The sequence below is a fragment of the Spirulina sp. 06S082 genome (assembly GCF_034932145.1).
In the GTDB taxonomy this organism is placed as follows: domain Bacteria; phylum Cyanobacteriota; class Cyanobacteriia; order Cyanobacteriales; family Spirulinaceae; genus CCY15215.
On the sequence record NZ_JAYGHV010000294.1, the window covers coordinates 1 to 20,685 of the forward strand.

The window sequence follows — 20,685 nt, forward strand, 5'->3', positions numbered from 1 at the left end:
TTCGCGACTCCAAACAATTTTAACTTTACCAATTTTAGCGAGATAAACATTATGCTGACCGACCTTAAAACCACCACGGGTAAATCTTGCAGATTGTCTCGATTTACGCTTTTTGAATCGTGGTGGTTTAACTTTTTGACCTTTCCGTTCTCCTTTGCAAGATTTGAAAAAGTTGGAGTAAGCTACGTTTAAATCATTCAGAGATTGTTGTAGAGGAATATTAGAAACCTCTCCTAACCATTCTCGCTCAACTGTCTTTTTAGCTTGGGTGATGAACTGTTTTTGCAATTCTCCATTCTTCGGCTTTCCCCTTTTATTTTGATACTGTTCGATACAGAATGCTAACGCATCATTCCACACGACTCGAACGCAGCCAAACAATTGAGCTAAGGCTGTTTTTTGTTCTTCCTTTGGATAGATTCGATAACGGTATCGTGCTTTCATAATTAAAGAGTATATCATTTGGTCTACATCAATGACAAGTAATTTAGACCGAGGGAGACATAGCGTTACAGCATTAAATGCTCATTTGGTCTTTGTGACGAAGTATCGCCGCAAAACGGACATCTCACGGTGTTGAGGAAACCTCAACACCCGTGTCCTCATTTTCACGGTTGAGTCTCTCGAATATCTTCACCAAACAATGAAAGAAACTGCTACCAAGATGGGGTTTCGGATAGTCGAGTTTAATGGAGAGTCTGACCATGTTCATTTGCTGGTTAGATATCCTCCGAAATATTCAATCTCAAAAGTAGTAAATCATCTCAAAGGGGTTTCCAGCCGAATGTATCGCCAGCAATTTGATGTTCGAGGGCAACATCTTTGGAGTCCATCCTATTTTGCCAGTTCTGTTGGCGGTGCGCCGCTAGAAACTCTTAAGCAGTATATTCAAGAGCAAAAGCCGCCCTCCGCTCCGCTAAAGCGCTTGGGGGATGCTGAGGTTTCCTCAGCATATCCAACCAAGTAAGAGAGGACGGGGCTTGAAACCCCATTTTTGGGTCACTTTCAAGGGATGACGAGAAAATAAAATATAATTGAGACAAGGAGTCAAACTTTATTTATCGTTATGATTGCGATCGTTATAGTTTAGAGGAGGAAAGAATTTTGGACACAATTGCTTACACTCAGGGATATCTCGTTCGCGAGGAAATGGAAGGAATTGAATACGATCTACCTGATTTGAACTTATTCACCATCGGGAACAATTTCAGTCATTCAGTCTGCCTGAGTCTTTTAACTGCGGCCTTGGTTGCTGGAATTCTCAGTGCTGCGGATCCCGCACTGGCACAACGGATGCTGAGGGCAGGAATGCAGGGAAATGATGTTGCCGAAGTGCAAACCCTATTGAGAAATCGCGGTTATGCTATCAGTTATGGTGCAAATGGGGGCGGACGTGGAAAGTACGGACCGCAAACCGCAAGCGCTGTCCGTACCTTTCAACAAAAAATGGGTTTAACCCCTGATGGTATTGTTGGTTCTCGTACCCTTGCCGCCTTAAAAGGTTTGGGGGTTGGCGGTTCGACCGCTAATACCAGTGTTCCTGCTGTTAGCAATAGCACTGCTGCGAATACGGGAGGAGGCTATTTGACTATGGGCGCTCGAGGAGCCGCCGTGGAAGAGTTGCAAACCCTGTTGAGAAATCGCGGTTATGCTATCAGTTATGGTGCAAATGGAAGCGGTCGCGGTACATTCGGACAGCAAACCCTCAATGCGTTGCGTCAGTTTCAACGGGATGCAAAATTGTCAGTGGATGGCGTTGCTGGACCTCGGACCATGAGTACATTGCGCGGTGGCTCTGTTGCTGCCAGTACCGGTACCGTGCGTCAAGCCAGTGCAAATATCCGTCCGTCTACTTCCGGGCGCTATCGGGTCACAGCATCGGGCTTAAATATTCGCAGCAACCCGAGTACAACTGGCACTGTTGTCGGAAACTTGAAAAACGGGGCCACGGTCAATGTCATCGGTTTTCCCAATTCATCTTGGGCGCAAATCGGTTCGGGGCAGTACGTTGCCAGTCGTTATATTCAACAGTAGTGAATAATTGTGGACCAATTATCAACCGGCGATCGCCTGAGCAAAATTGTTGATAATTGGTCTTTTTTTATATTTAATAAAAACTTCCCGTTTTGCGATAATGAACGGCGGTTTTGCCTTTTTCATCCAACACTTTTCCTGTATCGGTAACGGCATAAACCACCCAATGATCGCCGCATTCCATGCGACTGGTAACGTGACATTCTACATAAGCTAAAGCATCTTTGAGAATAAAACAGCCATTACTTGCTTCCTCTTTTTCAATGCCTTCAAAACGGTCTTCTCCTGGGGCATAATTCTTCATAAATCGCTTTTGAATGGCATTTCCTTCTGGCAAAATATTGAGGACAAAGCGATCGCCAGTCTGCATTAAATTCTCAATGGCACGATCTTTGGCGACGGCCATGGTCAAACCGGGTGGATTAAAGGAGGCTTGCGACACCCAAGAGGCTAACATTGCACTGGCAAGTTCTCCTTTTTGTGCTGTGACAACACACAAAGAGCCGACAATTCGCCCCACAGCTTGTTCGATCCGGGCAGACTCCGACTCCCCTCCCGAGGCTGTAGATTTGCGTTTTTTCTCCTGTCGCTGCAACAGTTGAGCAAAATCTGTCCCAGCTTCCTCGCAGTATTTGAGAATGGCATCGGTGGGTTTAAATTTAACCCGGATCGGGTCAAATCCGAAGCGATAGCCCGCATCCCGGAATTTTCCTTCTAAAATATCGATCGCCTCTCCACTCCAGCCAAATGAGCCAAAAACCCCCGCTAGTTGATTCTTATCGGCGGTAGAGAGAACAATGCCGAGGGCGGTTTGTATTTGGGTGGGGGCGTGACCGCCGAGAGTTGGGGATCCCATGATAAAGCCGGCGGATTTTTCCACGGCGACTTTGATTTCCTCGGGTTCGGCGACCTCGCAATTGAGAGAGGTGACGGCGACTCCAGCTTTTGTGATGCCTCGGGCGATCGCTTGGGCGATGGTTGCTGTATTCCCGTAGGCCGATGCGTAAATGAGGGCGACGGTATTCGCTTTTTTTTTCTGCTCTTCCACCCACTCTTGATAGAGGTTTGTGAGTTCTGTGAAGCCATATTTCACGAGGGGACCGTGACCGGGGGCATAAAATTTAACTTCATATTCGTTAAATTTATTTAACGCAGTCCCCACTTGGGTTGCGTGGGGTGCCATCAAGCAATCAAAATAATAGCGGCGGTCTTCTGCGTAAACTGTCCAACCTTCATCAAAGATTTGATCGCCGCAAACGTGCGCCCCAAAGAGTTTATCGGTGTAGAGAATCTGGGTTTTAGGGTCGTAGGTGGCGAGGCGATCGGGCCATCTCGGACTGGGGGTGAGAATAAATTTGAGGTGATGACCTTGACCGAGATCGAGGGTTTCTTCTCCTTTAATGGTGAGAATATTCAATTCTCGGTCTTCAATCAGTTTGCGAAGGGCGATCGCGCCAGGATTGGAACAAACGAGGGTAACTTGGGGAATGATATCCAATAAAAGCGTTAAGGTTTTGGCGCGATTGGCGTTAACGTGACCTAGGATAATATAATCAATCCCTTGCAGATCGATACGGTCTTGAAGTGCCTTTAAAAAGATGTCGCTAAAAGATTCACCTGGAGGATCGAAAAGGGCTATTTTATCCCCTTCTATGAGATAGGAATTAGCGGTAGTCCCTTTTTGGAGGGCGTATTCAATTTCAAATTTGAGTCTGTCCCAAGTCCGCGATCGCAGCACTCTTGTTTCTGCACCAATGGGAGACACTTGAACATCACGAGGTTTAATTTCCGGCATGGTTTTGTTAGTTATTTGTTGTTAATTGTTGATTAAACTTTCTCATTCCTTTCCTATTCCCTATTCCCTATTCCCTTAATAATAATTCCCCACCTTACGATGATGAACAGCCGTTAAAGAGTCGGGTTTAGAGACGCGACCTTCATCAACTTGACTGTAAACAATCCAATGATCGCTGACTTCCATGCGACTAATTACTTCACATTCAAGATAAGCTAAAGCATCAACTAAAATTGGAGAACCATTTTTAGCATCTTGGACTTTGACTCCTTCAAAACGATCTTGACCCGGTTTAAATCGCTTGAGAAAGTGCTTCATTAAATGTTGATAATTCCCTTCTTCAAGAATATTTAAAACAAAGCGATCGCCAACCTGCATTAAGGATTCAATCGCGCGATCTTTCGCCACTGCAATAGTGAGTCCCAAGGGTTCAAAACTAGCTTGAGTGACCCAAGAGGCTAACATTGCCCCTTTAATATCGCCCTTTTGTGCCGTAATAATGTAGAGTCCTCCACTAATGCGACCGATCGCTTTATCGAGATCGCTGTCGAGAGATTTTCGCTGTTTAATTGACTTTTCTTTGGTTAAAAACTGCCCCATATCCGTCCCTGCTTCTTCGCAGAGTTGGTACGTTGCTTCGGTGGGAGTATCTTTAATGCGAATACTGGGAAAAACCGTCGTTAATCCCAACTCTCGAAACTTGGTTAAAATAGGATCGATGGGTTCGTCATCTTCTCCATAGGACTCAAAAAAGCCTATTATTTGTTTATCATTAGCAGAGGCAAGAATCGTACTGAGAGTAGTTGTTGCTTCTTTCGCTTTTTCACCGGAGGCAGGAGGCATGGCGATCGCAATTCCCGCAGAATGTTCGACAATTTCTCGGACTTCTTGCATATCTGCACCGATCGCGTCTATCATTTCTACGGTAATCCCGGTTTTAGTAATACCTCGGGCGATCGACTGGGAGAGGCGATCGCTATCCCCATATCCGGAAATATAAAAAACAGCAACGTTTTTCTCTCCTTTTGTTTGCGCTAAACTCCATTCTTCGTAACGCCCAATCAGTTCATCTACATTATGTTTGAGTAAAGGTCCGTGACCATTGGCCACTATCTTTACATCCCCTATTTTTTTCATGCGTTTGAGGGCAGATAAAACAGAACGGGCATTGGGTGCCATCAAACATTCATAATAGAAGTGATAATCCGGTGCGATCGCCTTTAAATTAACATCAAAGAGAGCGTCGGAACAGTAATGCAGTCCGAAAACATCGCAAGTATATAATGTTTGCGTTCCCCAGTCATAGGTTAAAATAGTATCCGGCCAGTGTAAATTGGGAGCGTTGACAAATTCTAAAACGTGACCTTTCCCGAGGTCGATTTTATCTCCATTTTTAATCACTTGGCGTTCAAATTCTTTATGAACAAATCCTTCCAAAAATTTAATCGCAATTTTTGCGCCGACCACGACAACTTGGGGGTTTAATTTCAGAAAGTCTGCGACTAGGCCACTATGATCCGGCTCCGTATGACTAATAATAAGATAATCGATTTGTTTGGGGTCAATTAGTCCCGTGAGAGTGTCGAGATAAAGTTGACGGAATTTGGCGTGAGAGGTATCGACGAGGGCAATTTTCTCCCCTCGGATCAGATGGGAATTGTAGGTAGTCCCGTTTTGTAGTCCAAATTCAATATCAAAGCGATCGCGATCCCAGTCTAAAGAGCGAATCGTGGTGGTATCTTGAGTTATATCTGCCGTTTGAATGGTCAAGCGCTTTTCTGTTCTCTCTAAAGTTGCTACCATCAGCCACCTCCCGTCATTGCTTAATTTTTCTTTATATTTCTATTTTGCCACATTCGAGTCCCCAATTTGTTAAAGATTTCCGATTCCTTATATTAGTTATTGGTAATTCGCGATCGCATTTCGGCTATTTTGCCGGGGAAAAACTCGTGAAAACTTGGGATACAGAGCATATTTCCCAGCCCGTCACGGCGATCCCTAGGGAACTTTTGCCGTTAGGAATTCCTCAAAAATTTAGTGAGTCTCTTCCTCTTTATTTTGCCTCTGTCGTTCCCGAACAAACACGATTATGGCAGTCTTATACTCATAGCAAAGAAATTACTTTAGAGCATCTTCCTTTAGAGGGAATTTACCCAACAATGGGCATCGATCGCGCTTTAGCGGCCTATGGTGCGGTGAAATCTTGGGATTCCCCTGCATTGGTTATTGACGGAGGAACAGCGCTGACTTTAACTGGGATTGAGGAGAATTATAAATTGGTGGGAGGAGCGATTTTACCGGGTTTGCGATCGCAGTTTTTGGCTCTTTCTCAAACAACAGCAGTATTACCCGATGTTATTCTACCCTCTCAATTACCGGCGCGATGGAGTTTGAATACAGAAGAGGCGATCGCCAGTGGAATTGTCTATACAATTTTAGCAGGAATTCGCGAGTTTATCATGGATTGGTGGGAAGATTTTCCTGAAGGTCGGGTTATTTTTACAGGAGGAGATGGAGTCTGGTTAGCTAAGATTTTACCCAGTTTTTACCCAGAGTTTGTAGGCAAGATTGAAGTCGATTTAGATTTGATTTTTAAGGGAATTTGGGAAGTTGTGAACCGAACTAACGTATTAGAATTCTAACACTAAAAACAAAACTAAACTTAAATTCACTACAAAGTGTGGTCACAATGGATGATCGGTCTTATTAGTATTGTTGACTAATAAAACATATTTTGGTTATAAAACTAACCTATAATCTGGAATAATCTTTTAGGTATATTTAATGAGTGCGAATGTTCTTAAGTTTATATGTTTGCTTGCTAATAGATATTCGTTTATTAAACTTGACTATGTATGTTCAACTTGTGCTACTGTCAGATTAATGGTTACTATGACTAAGTAACCACTAACAAATCAATATAGGAGTTCTAGAATGAAAATGTGGAAATTAGTGCTTGGCTGTCTAACTTTTGTGCTCTCATTTGCACTTGCTTGGCCGATGCAAGCCCATGCTTACGATAAATCCTGTGTCTCACTCTTAGTCGGAGCCGGATATGCTGCAGAAATGAGGACAGAAATTAATATTAGCGGCAATGTATTGTACACAGAGTGGTCAGGTTCATTCCCCATTGGAAAAACCGAGTGTCAAGATATTTCTTTTGTGCCTGAAGGCAGTACTTTTGTTGCTCAAGTCCATGCGATTCTCGGAGAAACAAAACCATGCAATCCCACTATAACTCAAGCAGGTGGAGTAGGATCCGCAGTATGGCAAGCAAACGGTACGACACTCAATGTTAAGTGTAATATGCCATCTATGTAAAAGTGAGATATCCTGCTATAGTAGCGCATCTAGGCTAAAATGCTGGGTAGCCTGAATTCTGAAAATCTTGTTTCACAAGGTTTCAAGCGATCGCTTTACCTAATAAGTTAGGCTGGATGCGGTGTAAGTTAGCCAATGAAAATTGGCTAACTTCTCGGTTTTCTCCGCCATATTATCTTAAAGAGAATAACGCCTAAACTGACCAGAAAATGATGTACGATCGCATTCACTGAGAGAATATGTTTCATTGCTAATGACTGAATAATTGAACGGCAATACGATTGGCTCGTTCGACTAAAATGGGCATTTCTACCGTTGTTAAACAAGCGCGATCGACGATTTTTTTGCCATTAATAAAACTATAGTCAACATAATCAGTTTGACAGTAGATTAAAGCAGCTACAGGGTCAGATTGCGTGCCAACAAAACTGGGTCTATCGAGATTAACGGCAATGAAATCGGCAGCCATACCGGGGGACAGATAACCGACATCGTCTCTGCCTAGAACCCTTGCACCACCTCGTGTTGCCAGTTCTAAGGCATCCCGTGCCGTCATCGCTGAGGCCGTCTCATCACGGACGCGAGCGAGGAGAAAAGCACTGCGAGCCTCGTGGAATAAGTGAGATGTGTCATTAGAAGCGGCTCCATCTACTCCTAATCCCACAGGGACATGAGCATTGAGCATCTTGCGAATCGGTGCAATACCACTAGCAAGGCGCATATTACTACAAGGACAGTGAGCAACACCTGTACCTGTTTCGGCGAATTTGGCGATCGCGCGATCGCTTAATTTTACACAATGTGCGTGCCAAACATCATCCCCTAACCAACCCACGGACTCGGCATAGTCTCCGGGTATGAGATTAAATTTGGCTAAACTGTACTCGACATCTCCTTTATTTTCTGCGAGATGGGTATGTAATCTTACTCCAGGATAACTTCTCGCTAAAGCGGCTGACTCTTTCATTAAGTCTGAAGATACCGAAAAAGGTGAACAAGGAGCCAAGACAATTCTCAGCATTGAATAGGGAGAATTATCGTGATATTGTTCAATTAATCGTTGAGAATCCTTTAGAATATCGGCTTCTTTTTCTACTAGAGAATCGGGAGGCAAACCCCCTTGACTTTTGCCAACACTCATGCTGCCACGACTAGCATGAAAGCGCAAACCCATCTCAGAAACTGCCCGAATTTGTTCGTCAAGAAGGCAATCATTAGGAAATATATAATGATGATCGCTGGTGGTGGTACAACCTGATAAAATTAACTCTGCGGCTGCCATTTGGGAACTATAATACATCGCCTCTGCCGTTAAATTGGCCCAGAGGAGATAATGAGCGCTCAACCATTGAAATAAGTCCCCATTTTGCCCCGCAGGAGTGACGCGAGTTAGGGTTTGATAAAAATGATGGTGAGTATTAATTAAACCGGGTAACACGATCGCGCGATCGCCTAAATCAAGAATTTCATCAGCCGTCTCTGGCAATTCAGAAGTGCTTCCTACTTGTTCAATAACATTATCTCGAACCAGCAGCGCACCGTGACGAATCTCGCGCCGATCGCCGTCCATTGTGACTAAAGTATGGATATTTTTAACCAGTAAAGTAGGCATTTAAGCATGACCTAACGCTAGACCAACCACTAACATTCCCAACACTAAAAAGGGTTGTGCGCTGGCTTGATACTTAACATCATTCTTTAAAGGATCGCGCAAGAAATACATATCTTGAAACACGATTTGAGGAATCACTAACAAGATCACAAGAGTTGCATAAAGATTCTGATGAATGCTAACTAAATATCCTGCAACTCCAGCTTGAAAAGTATCAATCATTACGACACAAATCCAAGCGGCAGTTGTTATCCCAAACATGACGGGAAGGGACTGTAAACCCAACTCGCGATCGCCTTCTACGCTCTTAAAATCGTTGACGACGGCAATGCCCAAACCTGCCAAACTGTAGAATAGGGTCAAAATAATCAGCGTGCCATTTAATTGCCCAAATAAAGCATGACCTGCCCACCAAGGCAAAGCGATATAGCTCGATCCGAGGGCATAATTTCCCAGCCAACCATTTTTCTTTAATTTGAGAGGAGGTGCAGAATAAATATAAGCAATAAATGCCCCAAATGCTGTCAAACAAAGCATGATGGGAAAATCGTGACCCGCCCAAACATCTAAAAAGTAAGATAAACCCAAACCTGCCAAGAGTAAAACGAGAATTTGTGTCACCACTTGAGGAACAGAAATTGCCCCAGAAGGAATGGGGCGATAGGGTTCGTTAATGGCATCGATTTCGCGATCGTAAAAATCGTTTAAGGTTTGGGTATAACCTGCCATTAACGGTCCCGATAAGAGCATACAAGTCAACGCCATTAAAAAGTCATTGACACCCCAAGTATAGCCCCCGGAAGAGGCCGCCCCGCAAACTACACCCCAAATTAAAGGAATCCAGGTAATCGGTTTCATTAACTGCAAGCGAATCTTCCAAATATTGGTTTCTCCTGATGCAGCCCCTTTCATGCCTAAAAGTTGGCGGGTTTTGGAAGTGTCTTGGCTTTGTTCTGGGTTTTGTGTCACGTTGTTTTACTCCTAAGCGATCGCCTAGAGGGAAAGAATTAAATAATTGTCTTGAAACTTAGCACCTTTTACCGGTTGTCCTGTTAACGGAGGAGGCAAAATAATATTACGACGACGATCGCCGGCTTCAATCGTAATTTCTGTGCCGTATTGGGTCAATTTAACTTGTTTTTTGTCAAATCCAGGTAAAAAGACTTTAGCCTGGCGTTTGGTCGTATCTATCTGCAAAGGTTTAGGAATATCTCCCACCTCGCGAATATTGGGGAGTGCGTCGGCGATCGCCTCTAAATCTGTAGTTTGAGGCAATTCTGTACAAGAGAGAGGGGAAAATTCTGCCGTTAATTGGCGATCGGCACTTTCCCGATTCCACAATACTCCCCCGACACTCACTCCAGCTAACTGGGCGCTACCCCATAAATATTTAGCTGTGGCGATCGCCACCGGATCGTTATTGGTGACTAAATAGGCGATCGCCCGCTTGGGATCGCAAACCGCGTCAATGCCTTCCTCTAACAGAGTTTTCGTTTCATTAAGCGGTTGTTCCGCAAAATTTTCCAAAGACCAAGAAACATTAAAAATTGCTGCGGTGATGGGCTGTACGAAGGGAGAGAGGGCTTTCCCCAAATCCGACTCTAAAATTAGTTCTCGGAAGCGACGGATATACCAACTGGTATTTTCCGGTACACCAAGGGCGCTAATTAAAGCGAGATCTGCCGTCCCATCGTAGACGATCGCATCGAATTGCTGGCTGGCATTATAATTACGAATTTCGTAAAGACCAAGGGCGCTTTCAAAGCCTGGAAATGTCCCCAATTCTTGACCGTAAATATTTTTCAGGGTTGAGAAGCGCAAGTATTTGGCTTCCATTTCCTTGATTTCTTCCCAACCTTTCGCCAACAAAAAGGGGGTGTCAAATTGCACCGCCCAGAGATTGGGTTCGATTTCCTCGGGTTCAATCCCCACCGATCGCCCCAACAGTAAGCCAAAAGCGGGGCTGGGGTCTTGGGTAGCCAGAAGAACGCGATCGCCATTTTTAGCAAGTTTTTTGGCGGTGGCGATCGCAGAGGTAGTGCAACCGACTCCGCCTTTGCCCAAAAAAGTTATCAGGTGAGCCATTACAATGTTTTAAACGTTTTGTAAACTGTTCCTAAACTGTTTTGAGTTCGTCTTCAAAGAACCAACTGGCACTGTTGTCGTCAAATTCGACAACCAAGCCTACGCCACTACCATCAGTCATTTTATAGCCGGTAATCTTACCGACTTTGCCAAGTTTCTGAGCAATATCTTGACCGACGCGATCGCGAATCCGACAGATTTTAACTTTTGTCCCGATTTCCATTCCGACTCCAACCTATAGTTTTGATGTAAAAATTTTGAACATTGAATTATGCTACCGCGAATTACTGCAAAAATTACTCCAAAAGTGCGAGATCGATTCCTAGCGCCTGAAGTTGTTCGGGAGTCAGTCCCTGTAATTGAGCAATTAATCGTTGTCGTTTTTGCCGTTCTTCCTCCGCTTGATGCTGCGCGATCTCTTTCCCCGTAGGGGTTTGGAGACCAATCTACGGGGAGGGTTTGGAGACCAATCTACGGGGAGGGTTTGGAGACCAAACCCCTACGACGGGGAGGGTTTGGAGACCAAACCCCTACGAATTAACCTAAACCCAATTCTCGCTTCAGTAAATTGATGGATTTTTCCCCAATATAATTATCACTGCAAATTAAGTCGGGATGGCGAATTAAATCTTCTCGTGCCTCGAGGATAGCTTGTTTCGTAATAGCATAACTGGCGCGATCGCAGATAATGGTGTGGGCGCTGCGAATTAGGGCATTCAGGCGATAAGTATCGTCTATTTTTGCGGTCATCACTAAAAGATCGTCCCCGCGCAAACTGTGAACTAAAATTTGAGCAATCCCTAAAATCCCATCACTCAAACTCACTAATCCCAAACAACTATTTGCCCGCAGGTTCTTAACTTTGACCAATTCTTGATTGTAATCGTAAATATCCACGGGAATCACCCGCACGGACTTCGGTGCCGCGATCGCCTCTGCTTCGCCGATGAAATAGCGACTGGTGACGACGGTGCCTGAGTGGGTTAGTTCGAGTACCCCCGCTGATTCTTCCAAGGACACCAGTTGAATCGGAATTTTTAACGCCCCTTCCAATTCTTTGACCATTAATTCCCCCGCCCCCATATCTCGCTGAGGCACCGTAACCAATACTCTAGCACTACATTTTAAGCGCCAATCAATTTCCGAGAGGAATAATTCCCGCGCTTGGGAAAGAGTACAGCCTTGGCCTAATAATTCATCAATGCTTTTTTGGACAATTTGATAAGCATCTGGGTATTGGTCGAGAATGGGAGAACCGAGTTTTGTGCCGCCTTCGTGACCCTGTGCTTTGACGTAGATGCCGGATCCGGCTTGGGATTCTACCAGTCCGGTTTCCTCTAACTGACGATAAACTTTACTGACGGTGTTGCGATGCAGTCCCGTAATTTGCGCCAGTTGGCGGGTACTGGGGAGACGATGACCTGGAGGGTATCGACGAGAGGCGATCGCAAACTGAATCTGATCGAATAATTGTTTCGAGGCGGGAATATCGCTATCGGTTTGAATCTGGAATTGCAATGGGTTAGCCATAGCTGAGAATTCGACAATATGAGCGCGTGTCTCTAGTGTAGATTGTTCTCAGACGGTTTTGGGGAAGATTAACAAACTATGACAGTTGCAGAGATTCGCAGAGAATGGGTCAAGGTTGACAACGGGGATTTACAGATTGATGCCTACCTCGCCCAACCCGATGCCCCAGGCACCTATCCTGGGGTCATTGTCATTCAAGAAATTTTTGGGGTTAACGGGCATATTCAAGATGTTACAGAACGCATTGCGGAAGAAGGATATGTGGCGATCGCCCCGGCTATTTATCAACGTTTGGCACCGGGTTTTTCCGTTGGCTACTCCCCCAAAGAGATCGAACTGGGACGCAAATATAAAGTGCAAACGAAGGCTGACGAACTTCTCAGCGATATACAAAGCGCGATCGCCTACCTGAAAATACTTCCTCAAGTTAAGGCTGGGGGGATGGGAAGTATCGGCTTTTGTTTTGGGGGTCATGTGGCCTATTTGGCGGCTACTCTGGCAGATATTAAAGCCACAGCCGCTTTCTACGGCGCGGGAATTGCTACTTTGACTCCTGGGGGTGGAGAACCAACAATAGCGCGCACTCAGGAGATTAAAGGCACCTTATACGCCTTTTTTGGTAAGGAAGATCCGTTGATTTCTCTCCCGGAAGTAGAGGCGATCGCCACAGAATTGCAAAAATGTAACATTCCCCACCAGATTTTCTCTTATGACGGCGCAGGCCATGGCTTTTTTTGCGATCGCCGTTCGGACTACGATCAATCTTCCGCAAAAGATGCGTGGCAAAAAGTGTTACAGTTGTTTAGCTCAATGCTGTAGTTTTCCGAGGAAACGGTTAACGTAAATAAAGAGCAATCCCGTTTTTGATTTTACAGGAAAAGGTTTAATTTTTCTTGAGAAAAGCTGCCCCTTGATAACCTCGCGATCGAAAGCGCTTAATTTAACCGTACAGACTGTTATGAGTTCCAAATCCACCGATTCTAATCCAGCTAATCCATCCTTTTCAATGGATGACTTTGCCCAAGCCCTCGAACAAGAAGATTTTAGTAAAAGTTTTCAGAGAGGGGAAGTGGTAAAGGGTAAAGTTTTTGAACACGCTTCCGATGGGGCTTATGTTGACATTGGCGGAAAATCTTCTGGCTTCGTTCCCCTAGACGAGGCTGCTTTGGAACGTGTAAGCGATCTCTCTACAATTTTGCCTTTAAATGAAGAGCTAGAATTTTTAATTGTTCGCGAACAAGATGCAGAGGGACAAGTCTTGCTTTCTCGCCGCCAACTTGCGATTAAGCAAGCCTGGGATGATATGGTGGAAATCAAAGAAAATGGCTCATCGGTACAGATGCGCGTCACTGGGGTCAATCGAGGGGGCGTAACCGGACAAGTTCATGGGTTGCGTTCTTTTATTCCGCGATCGCATTTAATGGAAAAGGAAAATTTAGATGATTTAATCGGCAAATCTCTGATGGTGACTTGTTTGGAGGTTGATTCCGAACGACGCAAGTTAGTTCTATCTCAACGAGATGCAGCGCGATCGGAAGCAATTAAGGGGGTGGAACCGGGTGCCCTTGCGGAGGGAAAGGTGGTCAGCATTCAACCTTATGGGGTTTTTGTTGATATTGGCGGTTTGACGGGATTATTACATATCAAACAAGTTAGCGATAGTCCCATTCAGTCTCTCAATACTGTTTTTAAAATCGGTCAAGAACTCAAGGTGGTTATTGCTGATATTGACGAACTCAAAAATCGTCTTTCTTTCTCAACGAAGATGTTAGAAACCTATCCAGGGGAGATTCTGGAGAAGATGGATGCGGTGATGGCTGACGCGGAACAACGTCTCGAAGCCGCAAAACGCAAGCAAGCGGAACAAGCCAAGGAACCGAAGGAGAAAAAGCAGCCAGCTTCGATCGTGCAGCCTCCTCCTCCTGGTGCAATGGCGCAACCGATGCAGGTGGTTCCCGAACAGGCGATCGATCCGCAAGAAAAGCCAACGGATCCTCTCATTCAACCTCCTCCTCCTGGTGCGATGTTTACTTCTCGTCCAGCCAATCAAGAAGAAAAGTGAGTCACAAATAAATAATAGCTTTTAGAATAGCCTATCTTGAAAGAGATGGGCTATTCTTATTTAAGTTTTACGAATTCTGGGCTAATTTTCCTAGCTATTATTCTAGCTGATGGCGCGATCGTCTCGCTTGTATTGCATATAAGCTGCAAAAAACAGCCCTAAAAGCGTAACGGAAACCAAGCCGAGAACGATTCCTAATAGTAAATGTTCGACCATGTTAACTCCCTTGTCAGTATATTTTATTCTTTCTTTATCCTATCATCAAAGATTCCTCATTTTTTTCAACTCTACAAGCCAATTCCTGGAAGCGGGATTTCTTTAAATCTGGCGATCGCCTTCAATACAATCCCTTTTCTGGAAAAAAGTACGCCAACAGATGAGACGCTTTCGGAAATCTGGGCTAGTATATGTGAAGAGGTAGGAAATATAACGAGATTGTGCTGCTATGGTTATGGAATTTTTGACGGGGAGTGCGATCGCCGCGATCGCTAAGGAGACTCTTGCACCTATTGTTACGGAAACGTTACAGGAAGGCGGCAAAAATCTCATTGATTTTGTTGGGCAAGATTTGAACGAGAAAACGCGACAACTTATTTTTAATGTATCAGAAAGATATGGTCAGAATTATGCTGAACGTCACGGCATTCTCAAGGTTTTAGGGATGCGAGAATCTGTATCTTTAGACTCGGTATATACTAATGTGCGCTTGTTAGATGAATATGGAATTCGTCGCTTTGAGTCGATAGAAAACCTCGAAAAGGCATTTCGGGATGGTAATAAGAGACGCTTTCAGTCGGATAAATGCGAAAAGCAAGTTGGAGTTGAAGTTGCTAACAAAGAGCAGTATTTAATGGTTTTAGGTGCGCCAGGATCGGGAAAGTCAACGTTTTTGCGAAAGATGGGTTTAGAGGCACTGAAGGGAAAAAAAGGCGGATTGAAAAAACATCATTGTATTCCTGTATTTTTAGAATTAAAACGCTTTACTGAATCCGATCTTGATATTAAACAATTGATTGCTGATGAGTTTGCAACTTGTGGTTCTCCGAAGGCAGAGAGTTTTACTGAAAAAGCCTTAAATAAAGGTAATTTACTGATTCTGTTTGACGGTTTGGATGAAGTGCCGAGTGCTGTAGTTAATGATATCATTGACAAGATTCAAGATTTTGTAGATCGTTACCATAAGAATCGTTTTATTGCCAGTTGTCGCACGGCGGCTTATCGTTCTCGTTTTCGTCGTTTCAAAGATTTGGAGATGGCAGATTTTGACGACGAACAGATCGAAAAATTTATTAACAATTGGTTCAATTCAGAAAAAGATCGACAAGAAAAAACCGCCGAATATTGTTGGAAATTATTACAAGACAAGAAACATAAAGGATCGAAAGAATTAGCTCAAACCCCATTGCTATTAACTTTTTTGTGCTTAGTTTATGCTAAATCTCAAGATTTCCCTAATAATCGTAGTGTCTTATATCGTAAATCTTTACGGATTTTATTAGAAGAATGGGCAGCAGAGAAAAACATTAATCAAGATAAAATTTATGAAGGTTTAAGTGTCGAACTTGAGGAAATGTTGTTGGCAGAAATTGCCTATACAAACTTTATCGAAGATCGATTATTTTTTGAGCAGCGTTCTCTCACAGATAAGATTAAAACATTTTTGACAAGCAATTTGAATGCACCTAAACATTTAGATGGAGAATCTATTTTAAATGCGATCGCCGTACAACAAGGAATTTTAATCGAACGGACAGAGGAAATTTATTCTTTCTCTCATCTGACATTACAAGAGTATTTAACTGCACAATATATTACTGATGATAACAAGATCGCTGAAGTAGTCGAAAAGCATCTTTTCGATCCTGCTTGGAAAGAAATATTTTTGTTGGTTGCGGGTTTAATGAAAGGAAGTAAAGGTGCAGATCGGCTTTTAGTTAAAATTCAGGAAGAAATCGAGAAATTGTTAGAAAAACCAATTAATAAAGAGCGATTAATTCCTATTTTACAATGGGCAGAACAAGAAACTAAAGATTCTGGTGGTACGCTTTCTCTAGTAGCAAAAAGGGCGATCGCCAACGCCAACGCCTTAGCCAACGCCAACGTCTTTAAAAAATTGATTAATGCTGTCGAGGAAATGAAAGGATTACAGCCTGTTTTTACCCATTTGAATATTCCTACATTTCTCGGTCAATTGAAAGCCTTACAGGAGCAAATTCCGGGCAAAGAGGCATCACAAGAAGTTCGCCGCGCCTTTGCTCAAAAAATACTCGATACAAATTTAGTAGCATTTAACCTCAAATTTGAGTTAATCAATTGGACTGAAGAAGAAGCTAAAGAAATTGATAACTATCACTACGCCACCCACATTTTAATTGAATGTAAAGAAGCCGCCGCCCGAGTTTCTCCCGCTACTTGGGCTAATATTGAAGAGCGAATGTTTCGCGTCCCTGCTCATCTGTTATAATCAAGTCCAAGAGAATAATGAGGGGAAAAATGGAAATGTTAGCTTATGAAGTCATTGGTACTATTGATGAAAAAGGAGAATTAATGTTGGACGAAATGTTGTTTCTATGTCTTCAAATGTTTTCAGTTTGCACGAGTTCTCTATATTTTAATATTTCGCGATCGCCAAGCGATCGGTTGACAATTAAAAATAATTCGGACTCTTTTTGGGATAAATTGGGAGCATACTGTTGGGCGCGGAGTGCTAATACTTTATCTGTAAATGCTTCTAATGCTTCAGGTGGTAACTGTTTGATAGCCTCAAGCAAGTCATTTTCAGAAAGTTGAGATTGTAGGTTAATAGTTGGCATGGTTTTTGTTGGGGTGTATAACTCATACCTTTGATTTAGAGCGATTTTTTCGATATTCATCAAAGGTGATATATTCTCCTGCTTTGTATTCATTTTGAATAGCTTCCATTTCGTTAAGGGTTTCGCGATCGTCTTCGTAATTTTCTTCTTCTGCTGCAAAAATTTGCTGTTCTATAATCTCTAATAGTTGATATTTTTCCTCAATGTTTAGAGATTGAATTGTTTCGGTAATCGCTTTTAAGGTGACTTCTGAATCTAAAGTTGTTGTCATGGCTTTCCTTATTCTTGGGAAATACGATATGATTTCAGTTTAACACAAAATGCGATCGCTAATATTTCGTTCGATCGCTCGTTTAAATGCGTGCCTGGTCAGTTCAAATTCTCCTTTTTGCAGTTGTTTTTGTATTTCTGGCAAGGGTTTCATTAATATTTCTCTCGCGACCCATTGTTTGTAAATTATATCTGAACTATTTTAAGATTACCATAAATCGCATTTTCATCTATTCTTTCTCGTTGGCTGCGTCTATCTGTGCGAGAAGTTGTTGGGTAAAAGGATGGTTGCTGAATATGTCTCTTTGTCCTGCTGAAACTGCGCTTTGCAAACAAGTCCAAAAATTTAGCGATACAGTTTGACTATGCGGATGTTCAACTCCTAAGCGACTCATGAGAATTTCCACTGCTTGTAAATAGAGGGGTTCTGCTTTTTCATATCTCCCTTGAGAATGGTAGAGTAGTGCCAAATTATTGAGAGAAGTGGCGACATCGGGATGTTCTTCTCCGAGGAGTTTTTGACTCAGTTCAAGAGCCTGTAAATAGAGGGGTTCGGCTTCTTCATATCTCCCTTGAGAACCGTAGAGTAATGCCAAATTATTGAGAGAAGTGGCGACATGGAGATGTTCTTCTCCGAAGCGATCGCGTACCACCAACAAACATTGCTTAGAATAAGGTTCAGCTTGAGAATAGAGTCCTTGTCCCTCGTAATAGAATGCAATTCCTGCAAACGGCCAAATTAAATCATCATCCTCGATCCAATCGCACAGATGTTGCGTTACTGCATCCAAATGAGGAATAAATACAGCAAATTCTTCAACTTGTTCTAATGTTGGCGTTTGAGGCATCTGTTGAGCAACTTTCACCATTACTCGGCAGTATTTCTGCTTCTCGGCTTTAGCCATTTCAGATTCTTCTAACTTATCCCCCATAAACCGTTGTAAGAGAGGGTGAAGCTGAAACCAACCCGCTTCCAATCGTTGCAAAAGACTGAGTTTCACCAAAATGCGATCGCGCACATCTTCCAACTCTTCCTCATCCTCCTCAAAACACTCTTGCACCAGTTCCCAAGGAATGGAGGCAACTGCAAACAAACTCAACAAACAAGCCACTTCCCGCGCCTTTTCCGGCAAATCCTGCCAACTCAAAATTGTAAGTTTCGCTAACTTTGGGACTGGCTTTTAAGGCTTCCGCAATCTCTTGTAAAACTTCCGTTAATTGAGGAATAGTTTCCGCTTCAGCCTCGATAATTAATGCCTCCATTGCTGCTTTAACGCTCGAATCGCGGCTGGCAGCAGCTTCCACCTCTGAAATTACCTCGCCGTAGTCTAAAGGCTGTTCTGGCGCTTTGGCGATCGCCGTCACCGTTTCAGGAGACTGCTTTCTCAGCGCTGCGATAAACTCCCCTCCTCGCGTCAAAACTACATCGGTAACATTTTCCGTGGTTTTTTCCAGTGCCTTTGTCGCAATAATCGTGCCAATAGCCACAGCAGCCGTTGTTATCGGTTCCATATTTCTTACTCGAGGCGATTTTCTTCCCCAGTTTAACCCCTATTTTTTCTCATCGCTACTTACAAAAGTGAAGGTTTCCAATTTCAGAGCAGAATTCCTTCTATATTTCTGTTCCCTCTTCCCTCTTCCCCTATCCCCTATCCCCCAAAACCTGAAGAATACGATAAAAACCCAACAAACTTAAAATATTATATTGTAGACAATCGATGCGAATTTCAAAATCAGTTAAACTGTGATGAAAAGCCCCTAAAATTTTCTGAGGATCGGAGAAATAGAAGACAGATTCGGGACAGAATTGGGTTTGCAATTGAAAAGATATTCCGAGTTGTAAGATGGGTAAAAGTTGGTCAAGAGTGGCAGAATCCTGCCTGTAAATTGCCAGATCGCAAATCGAACATAATCCCGTCATCCGTCGTGCAGTTGCCAGCGATCGCGGTGGTTGATAAATGCCTCCTAACCAATCAATATAAGAAGTTTGTCGATTTTGTCCTCGGGCGATCGCCTCGGTTAGACTCATCATCAGATCGTAATATTCTTCCTTCTGGCGATCGCGAAAAAGTTGATTTAAACTCCGCAATAACCAAGGTTCTGCGGTGATAGGATGCTTAGATTTGAGGCGTTTTTCCATTAGATAACGAATGCCATTTTCCGCAGATTCTAGCCAAGTTACATCTTCTGTTAAACGATAGATAGAAAGCAAGGCAAAAATGGCTTCCCCTGGGTAAATATCCGACACAAAATCTTGTATTTTGCCTTCGGGATAAGATTGTTTGTGGGAGACAAATTCGCCATTGTCTTGTTGAAGACTGCGGATGCGTTTACCTAATTCTAAAATGAGGGGAATATAGGGTTTATCGTCGGTGAGTTCGGTATATTTGCTCAAGGCGATCGCCGCGAGGGCATTTCCTCCTAATTTGATCCATCCTTCTTCTACAATACAAGTTCCGATGCCTGGTTCGGGACAAGGTTGTACGAATTGTAATAAATACGAAATGGCGTTGAGTAGTGTTTCTAAAATCTTAGGGTCTTGGGTTTCTTGATAAAGTTCTAAGAGTGCATAAATTGTTCCCGCATGATGCAGAATGTTATATTTTGGGCTGGTTTTGTTATTTTGGGGGTTATAACTGTAAAGGAAATTCCCTTCAATTTCAATGGTTTCTTGCAGATAGTTTGCAGCGTTTTTGGTCGCATCGAGAAGTAAATCTGGGGTGATTTTTTGAGGATTTAAAACCCGATGTCCGCGATAAAGAGAAACTAATTTTTTCCCATCGCAAAAGAAACTGGTACTGTTAAAACGATATAAGGTTAATTGAGGAGATTCCAATAATTGCTGGTAAGCATTAAGGCGATCGGGATAAGGTTCTAAATAAGCAATAATCTTTTTAGGCAATAAACGCTGTTCTTGATTAATTAAAGTTTGGGCAACTAATTCTTCAGGTAAAAAAGCGATTTGAGAGGCTGCATTGAAAGCCAAACCGTATAAGCTGCGATCGAGTTTGAGGGGATGGCGAGAGTTACGCCTTTGCACGGATAAGACTTCCTGCACGATATCGATTTTAAACCATTGCGGCGCATCCTTGGGAAAAAGCAATTGAACTTGGGCGATCGCATCACCGATCGCCGCTTCAAGTCCCCATCCTTTCCCCCACAA

21 protein-coding genes and 1 pseudogene are annotated in these 20,685 nt (G+C 43.3%); 8 read left to right on the forward strand and 14 right to left on the reverse strand.

The genetic code is table 11. The annotated features are described in order from the left end of the window. Positions 1-444: RNA-guided endonuclease InsQ/TnpB family protein (locus tag VB714_RS18405; RefSeq protein WP_323226115.1), on the reverse strand; the 444-nt coding region annotated here is incomplete at its 3' end. Between the two features lie 31 nt (positions 445-475). On the opposite strand from VB714_RS18405, the pseudogene tnpA reads away from it, so the two are divergent. Beyond that, positions 476-967 (forward strand): annotated as a pseudogene (tnpA, locus tag VB714_RS18410) (IS200/IS605 family transposase). Between the two features lie 137 nt (positions 968-1,104). Beyond that, a complete protein-coding gene (locus VB714_RS18415; RefSeq protein ID WP_323226116.1) occupies positions 1,105-2,034 on the forward strand; it encodes a peptidoglycan-binding protein in 930 nt (309 codons plus the stop codon). A gap of 73 nt (positions 2,035-2,107) precedes the next feature. Here the strand turns inward: VB714_RS18415 and VB714_RS18420 are convergent, their stop codons facing one another. Together VB714_RS18420 and VB714_RS18425 are read right to left on the reverse strand one after the other, a co-directional pair. Further along, on the reverse strand, positions 2,108-3,829 hold the full coding sequence (locus VB714_RS18420; protein ID WP_323226117.1) for a diflavin flavoprotein: 1,722 nt from the start codon (positions 3,827-3,829) through the stop codon (positions 2,108-2,110). 75 nt (positions 3,830-3,904) lie between these two features. Beyond that, positions 3,905-5,632, reverse strand: a complete 1,728-nt coding sequence (locus tag VB714_RS18425; protein ID WP_323226118.1) for a diflavin flavoprotein — start codon at positions 5,630-5,632, stop codon at positions 3,905-3,907. Between the two features lie 44 nt (positions 5,633-5,676). On the opposite strand from VB714_RS18425, the gene VB714_RS18430 reads away from it, so the two are divergent. Continuing rightward, positions 5,677-6,471 (forward strand): pantothenate kinase, encoded by a 795-nt coding sequence (locus VB714_RS18430; RefSeq protein WP_323226119.1) that lies wholly within the window; start codon positions 5,677-5,679, stop codon positions 6,469-6,471. A gap of 292 nt (positions 6,472-6,763) precedes the next feature. Then, a complete protein-coding gene (locus VB714_RS18435) occupies positions 6,764-7,150 on the forward strand; it encodes a hypothetical protein (RefSeq protein ID WP_323226120.1) in 387 nt (128 codons plus the stop codon). 250 nt (positions 7,151-7,400) lie between these two features. Here VB714_RS18435 and VB714_RS18440 read toward each other — a convergent pair whose 3' ends face one another. The 5 genes from VB714_RS18440 to VB714_RS18460 form a co-directional block, all read right to left on the reverse strand. Further along, positions 7,401-8,762, reverse strand: coding sequence for an 8-oxoguanine deaminase (locus tag VB714_RS18440; RefSeq protein ID WP_323226121.1), 1,362 nt, complete (start codon positions 8,760-8,762; stop codon positions 7,401-7,403). Further along, entirely contained in the window at positions 8,763-9,731 is a 969-nt protein-coding gene (gene chlG / locus VB714_RS18445; protein WP_323226122.1) for a chlorophyll synthase ChlG, read from the reverse strand. Positions 9,732-9,755: 24 nt separating this feature from the next. Next, on the reverse strand, positions 9,756-10,847 hold the full coding sequence (locus tag VB714_RS18450) for an ArsA family ATPase (protein WP_323226123.1): 1,092 nt from the start codon (positions 10,845-10,847) through the stop codon (positions 9,756-9,758). A 31-nt stretch (positions 10,848-10,878) separates the two neighbouring features. Continuing rightward, on the reverse strand, positions 10,879-11,070 hold the full coding sequence (locus VB714_RS18455; RefSeq protein WP_323226124.1) for a DUF2862 domain-containing protein: 192 nt from the start codon (positions 11,068-11,070) through the stop codon (positions 10,879-10,881). Positions 11,071-11,384: 314 nt separating this feature from the next. Continuing rightward, positions 11,385-12,377 (reverse strand): GntR family transcriptional regulator, encoded by a 993-nt coding sequence (locus VB714_RS18460; protein WP_323226125.1) that lies wholly within the window; start codon positions 12,375-12,377, stop codon positions 11,385-11,387. Positions 12,378-12,455: 78 nt separating this feature from the next. Between VB714_RS18460 and VB714_RS18465 the strand changes: the two genes are divergently transcribed. Together VB714_RS18465 and VB714_RS18470 are read left to right on the forward strand one after the other, a co-directional pair. Beyond that, complete coding sequence (locus VB714_RS18465; RefSeq protein WP_323226126.1) at positions 12,456-13,196, forward strand: dienelactone hydrolase family protein; 741 nt, start codon at positions 12,456-12,458, stop codon at positions 13,194-13,196. A gap of 139 nt (positions 13,197-13,335) precedes the next feature. After that, a complete protein-coding gene (locus VB714_RS18470) occupies positions 13,336-14,439 on the forward strand; it encodes a S1 RNA-binding domain-containing protein (RefSeq protein ID WP_323226127.1) in 1,104 nt (367 codons plus the stop codon). Positions 14,440-14,541: 102 nt separating this feature from the next. Here VB714_RS18470 and petG read toward each other — a convergent pair whose 3' ends face one another. Continuing rightward, entirely contained in the window at positions 14,542-14,655 is a 114-nt protein-coding gene (petG, locus tag VB714_RS18475) for a cytochrome b6-f complex subunit V (RefSeq protein WP_323226128.1), read from the reverse strand. On the opposite strand from petG, the gene VB714_RS18480 reads away from it, so the two are divergent. Beyond that, positions 14,644-14,931: a hypothetical protein gene (locus tag VB714_RS18480; protein WP_323226129.1), complete on the forward strand. Its 288-nt coding sequence runs from the start codon at positions 14,644-14,646 to the stop codon at positions 14,929-14,931. The genes petG and VB714_RS18480 overlap by 12 nt on opposite strands. After that, on the forward strand, positions 14,885-16,903 hold the full coding sequence (locus VB714_RS18485; protein WP_323226130.1) for an NACHT domain-containing protein: 2,019 nt from the start codon (positions 14,885-14,887) through the stop codon (positions 16,901-16,903). The genes VB714_RS18480 and VB714_RS18485 overlap by 47 nt, the downstream gene beginning before the upstream one ends. 112 nt (positions 16,904-17,015) lie before the next feature. Here VB714_RS18485 and VB714_RS18490 read toward each other — a convergent pair whose 3' ends face one another. The 5 genes from VB714_RS18490 to VB714_RS18510 all read right to left on the reverse strand — a co-directional run. Beyond that, on the reverse strand, positions 17,016-17,252 hold the full coding sequence (locus VB714_RS18490; RefSeq protein ID WP_323226131.1) for a hypothetical protein: 237 nt from the start codon (positions 17,250-17,252) through the stop codon (positions 17,016-17,018). Between the two features lie 22 nt (positions 17,253-17,274). Then, the gene (locus VB714_RS18495) at positions 17,275-17,523 is read right to left on the reverse strand and encodes a hypothetical protein (RefSeq protein WP_323226132.1); all 249 of its coding nucleotides are present in this window, start codon (positions 17,521-17,523) and stop codon (positions 17,275-17,277) included. Between the two features lie 229 nt (positions 17,524-17,752). After that, positions 17,753-18,670, reverse strand: coding sequence for a tetratricopeptide repeat protein (locus VB714_RS18500; protein ID WP_323226133.1), 918 nt, complete (start codon positions 18,668-18,670; stop codon positions 17,753-17,755). Next, a complete protein-coding gene (locus tag VB714_RS18505; RefSeq protein ID WP_323226134.1) occupies positions 18,567-19,034 on the reverse strand; it encodes a hypothetical protein in 468 nt (155 codons plus the stop codon). Before VB714_RS18505 ends, VB714_RS18500 begins: the two co-directional genes overlap by 104 nt. Positions 19,035-19,164: 130 nt before the next feature. Continuing rightward, positions 19,165-20,685: hypothetical protein (locus VB714_RS18510; RefSeq protein WP_323226136.1), on the reverse strand; the 1,521-nt coding region annotated here is incomplete at its 5' end.

Excerpts from the sequence above, each read along its gene's own strand:
- VB714_RS18420 (WP_323226117.1), bottom strand. The coding sequence starts at position 3,829 with ATGCCGGAAATTAAACCTCGTGATGTTCAAGTGTCTCCCATTGGTGCA.
- VB714_RS18425 (WP_323226118.1), bottom strand. The coding sequence starts at position 5,632 with ATGGTAGCAACTTTAGAGAGAACAGAAAAGCGCTTGACCATTCAAACG.
- VB714_RS18435 (WP_323226120.1), top strand. The coding sequence starts at position 6,764 with ATGAAAATGTGGAAATTAGTGCTTGGCTGTCTAACTTTTGTGCTCTCA.
- VB714_RS18440 (WP_323226121.1), bottom strand. The coding sequence starts at position 8,762 with ATGCCTACTTTACTGGTTAAAAATATCCATACTTTAGTCACAATGGAC.
- VB714_RS18450 (WP_323226123.1), bottom strand. The coding sequence starts at position 10,847 with ATGGCTCACCTGATAACTTTTTTGGGCAAAGGCGGAGTCGGTTGCACT.
- VB714_RS18455 (WP_323226124.1), bottom strand. The coding sequence starts at position 11,070 with ATGGAAATCGGGACAAAAGTTAAAATCTGTCGGATTCGCGATCGCGTC.
- VB714_RS18460 (WP_323226125.1), bottom strand. The coding sequence starts at position 12,377 with ATGGCTAACCCATTGCAATTCCAGATTCAAACCGATAGCGATATTCCC.
- VB714_RS18465 (WP_323226126.1), top strand. The coding sequence starts at position 12,456 with ATGACAGTTGCAGAGATTCGCAGAGAATGGGTCAAGGTTGACAACGGG.
- VB714_RS18470 (WP_323226127.1), top strand. The coding sequence starts at position 13,336 with ATGAGTTCCAAATCCACCGATTCTAATCCAGCTAATCCATCCTTTTCA.
- VB714_RS18480 (WP_323226129.1), top strand. The coding sequence starts at position 14,644 with ATGTTCGACCATGTTAACTCCCTTGTCAGTATATTTTATTCTTTCTTT.
- petG (WP_323226128.1), bottom strand. The coding sequence starts at position 14,655 with ATGGTCGAACATTTACTATTAGGAATCGTTCTCGGCTTGGTTTCCGTT.
- VB714_RS18485 (WP_323226130.1), top strand. The coding sequence starts at position 14,885 with ATGGTTATGGAATTTTTGACGGGGAGTGCGATCGCCGCGATCGCTAAG.
- VB714_RS18490 (WP_323226131.1), bottom strand. The coding sequence starts at position 17,252 with ATGCCAACTATTAACCTACAATCTCAACTTTCTGAAAATGACTTGCTT.
- VB714_RS18495 (WP_323226132.1), bottom strand. The coding sequence starts at position 17,523 with ATGACAACAACTTTAGATTCAGAAGTCACCTTAAAAGCGATTACCGAA.
- VB714_RS18505 (WP_323226134.1), bottom strand. The coding sequence starts at position 19,034 with ATGGAACCGATAACAACGGCTGCTGTGGCTATTGGCACGATTATTGCG.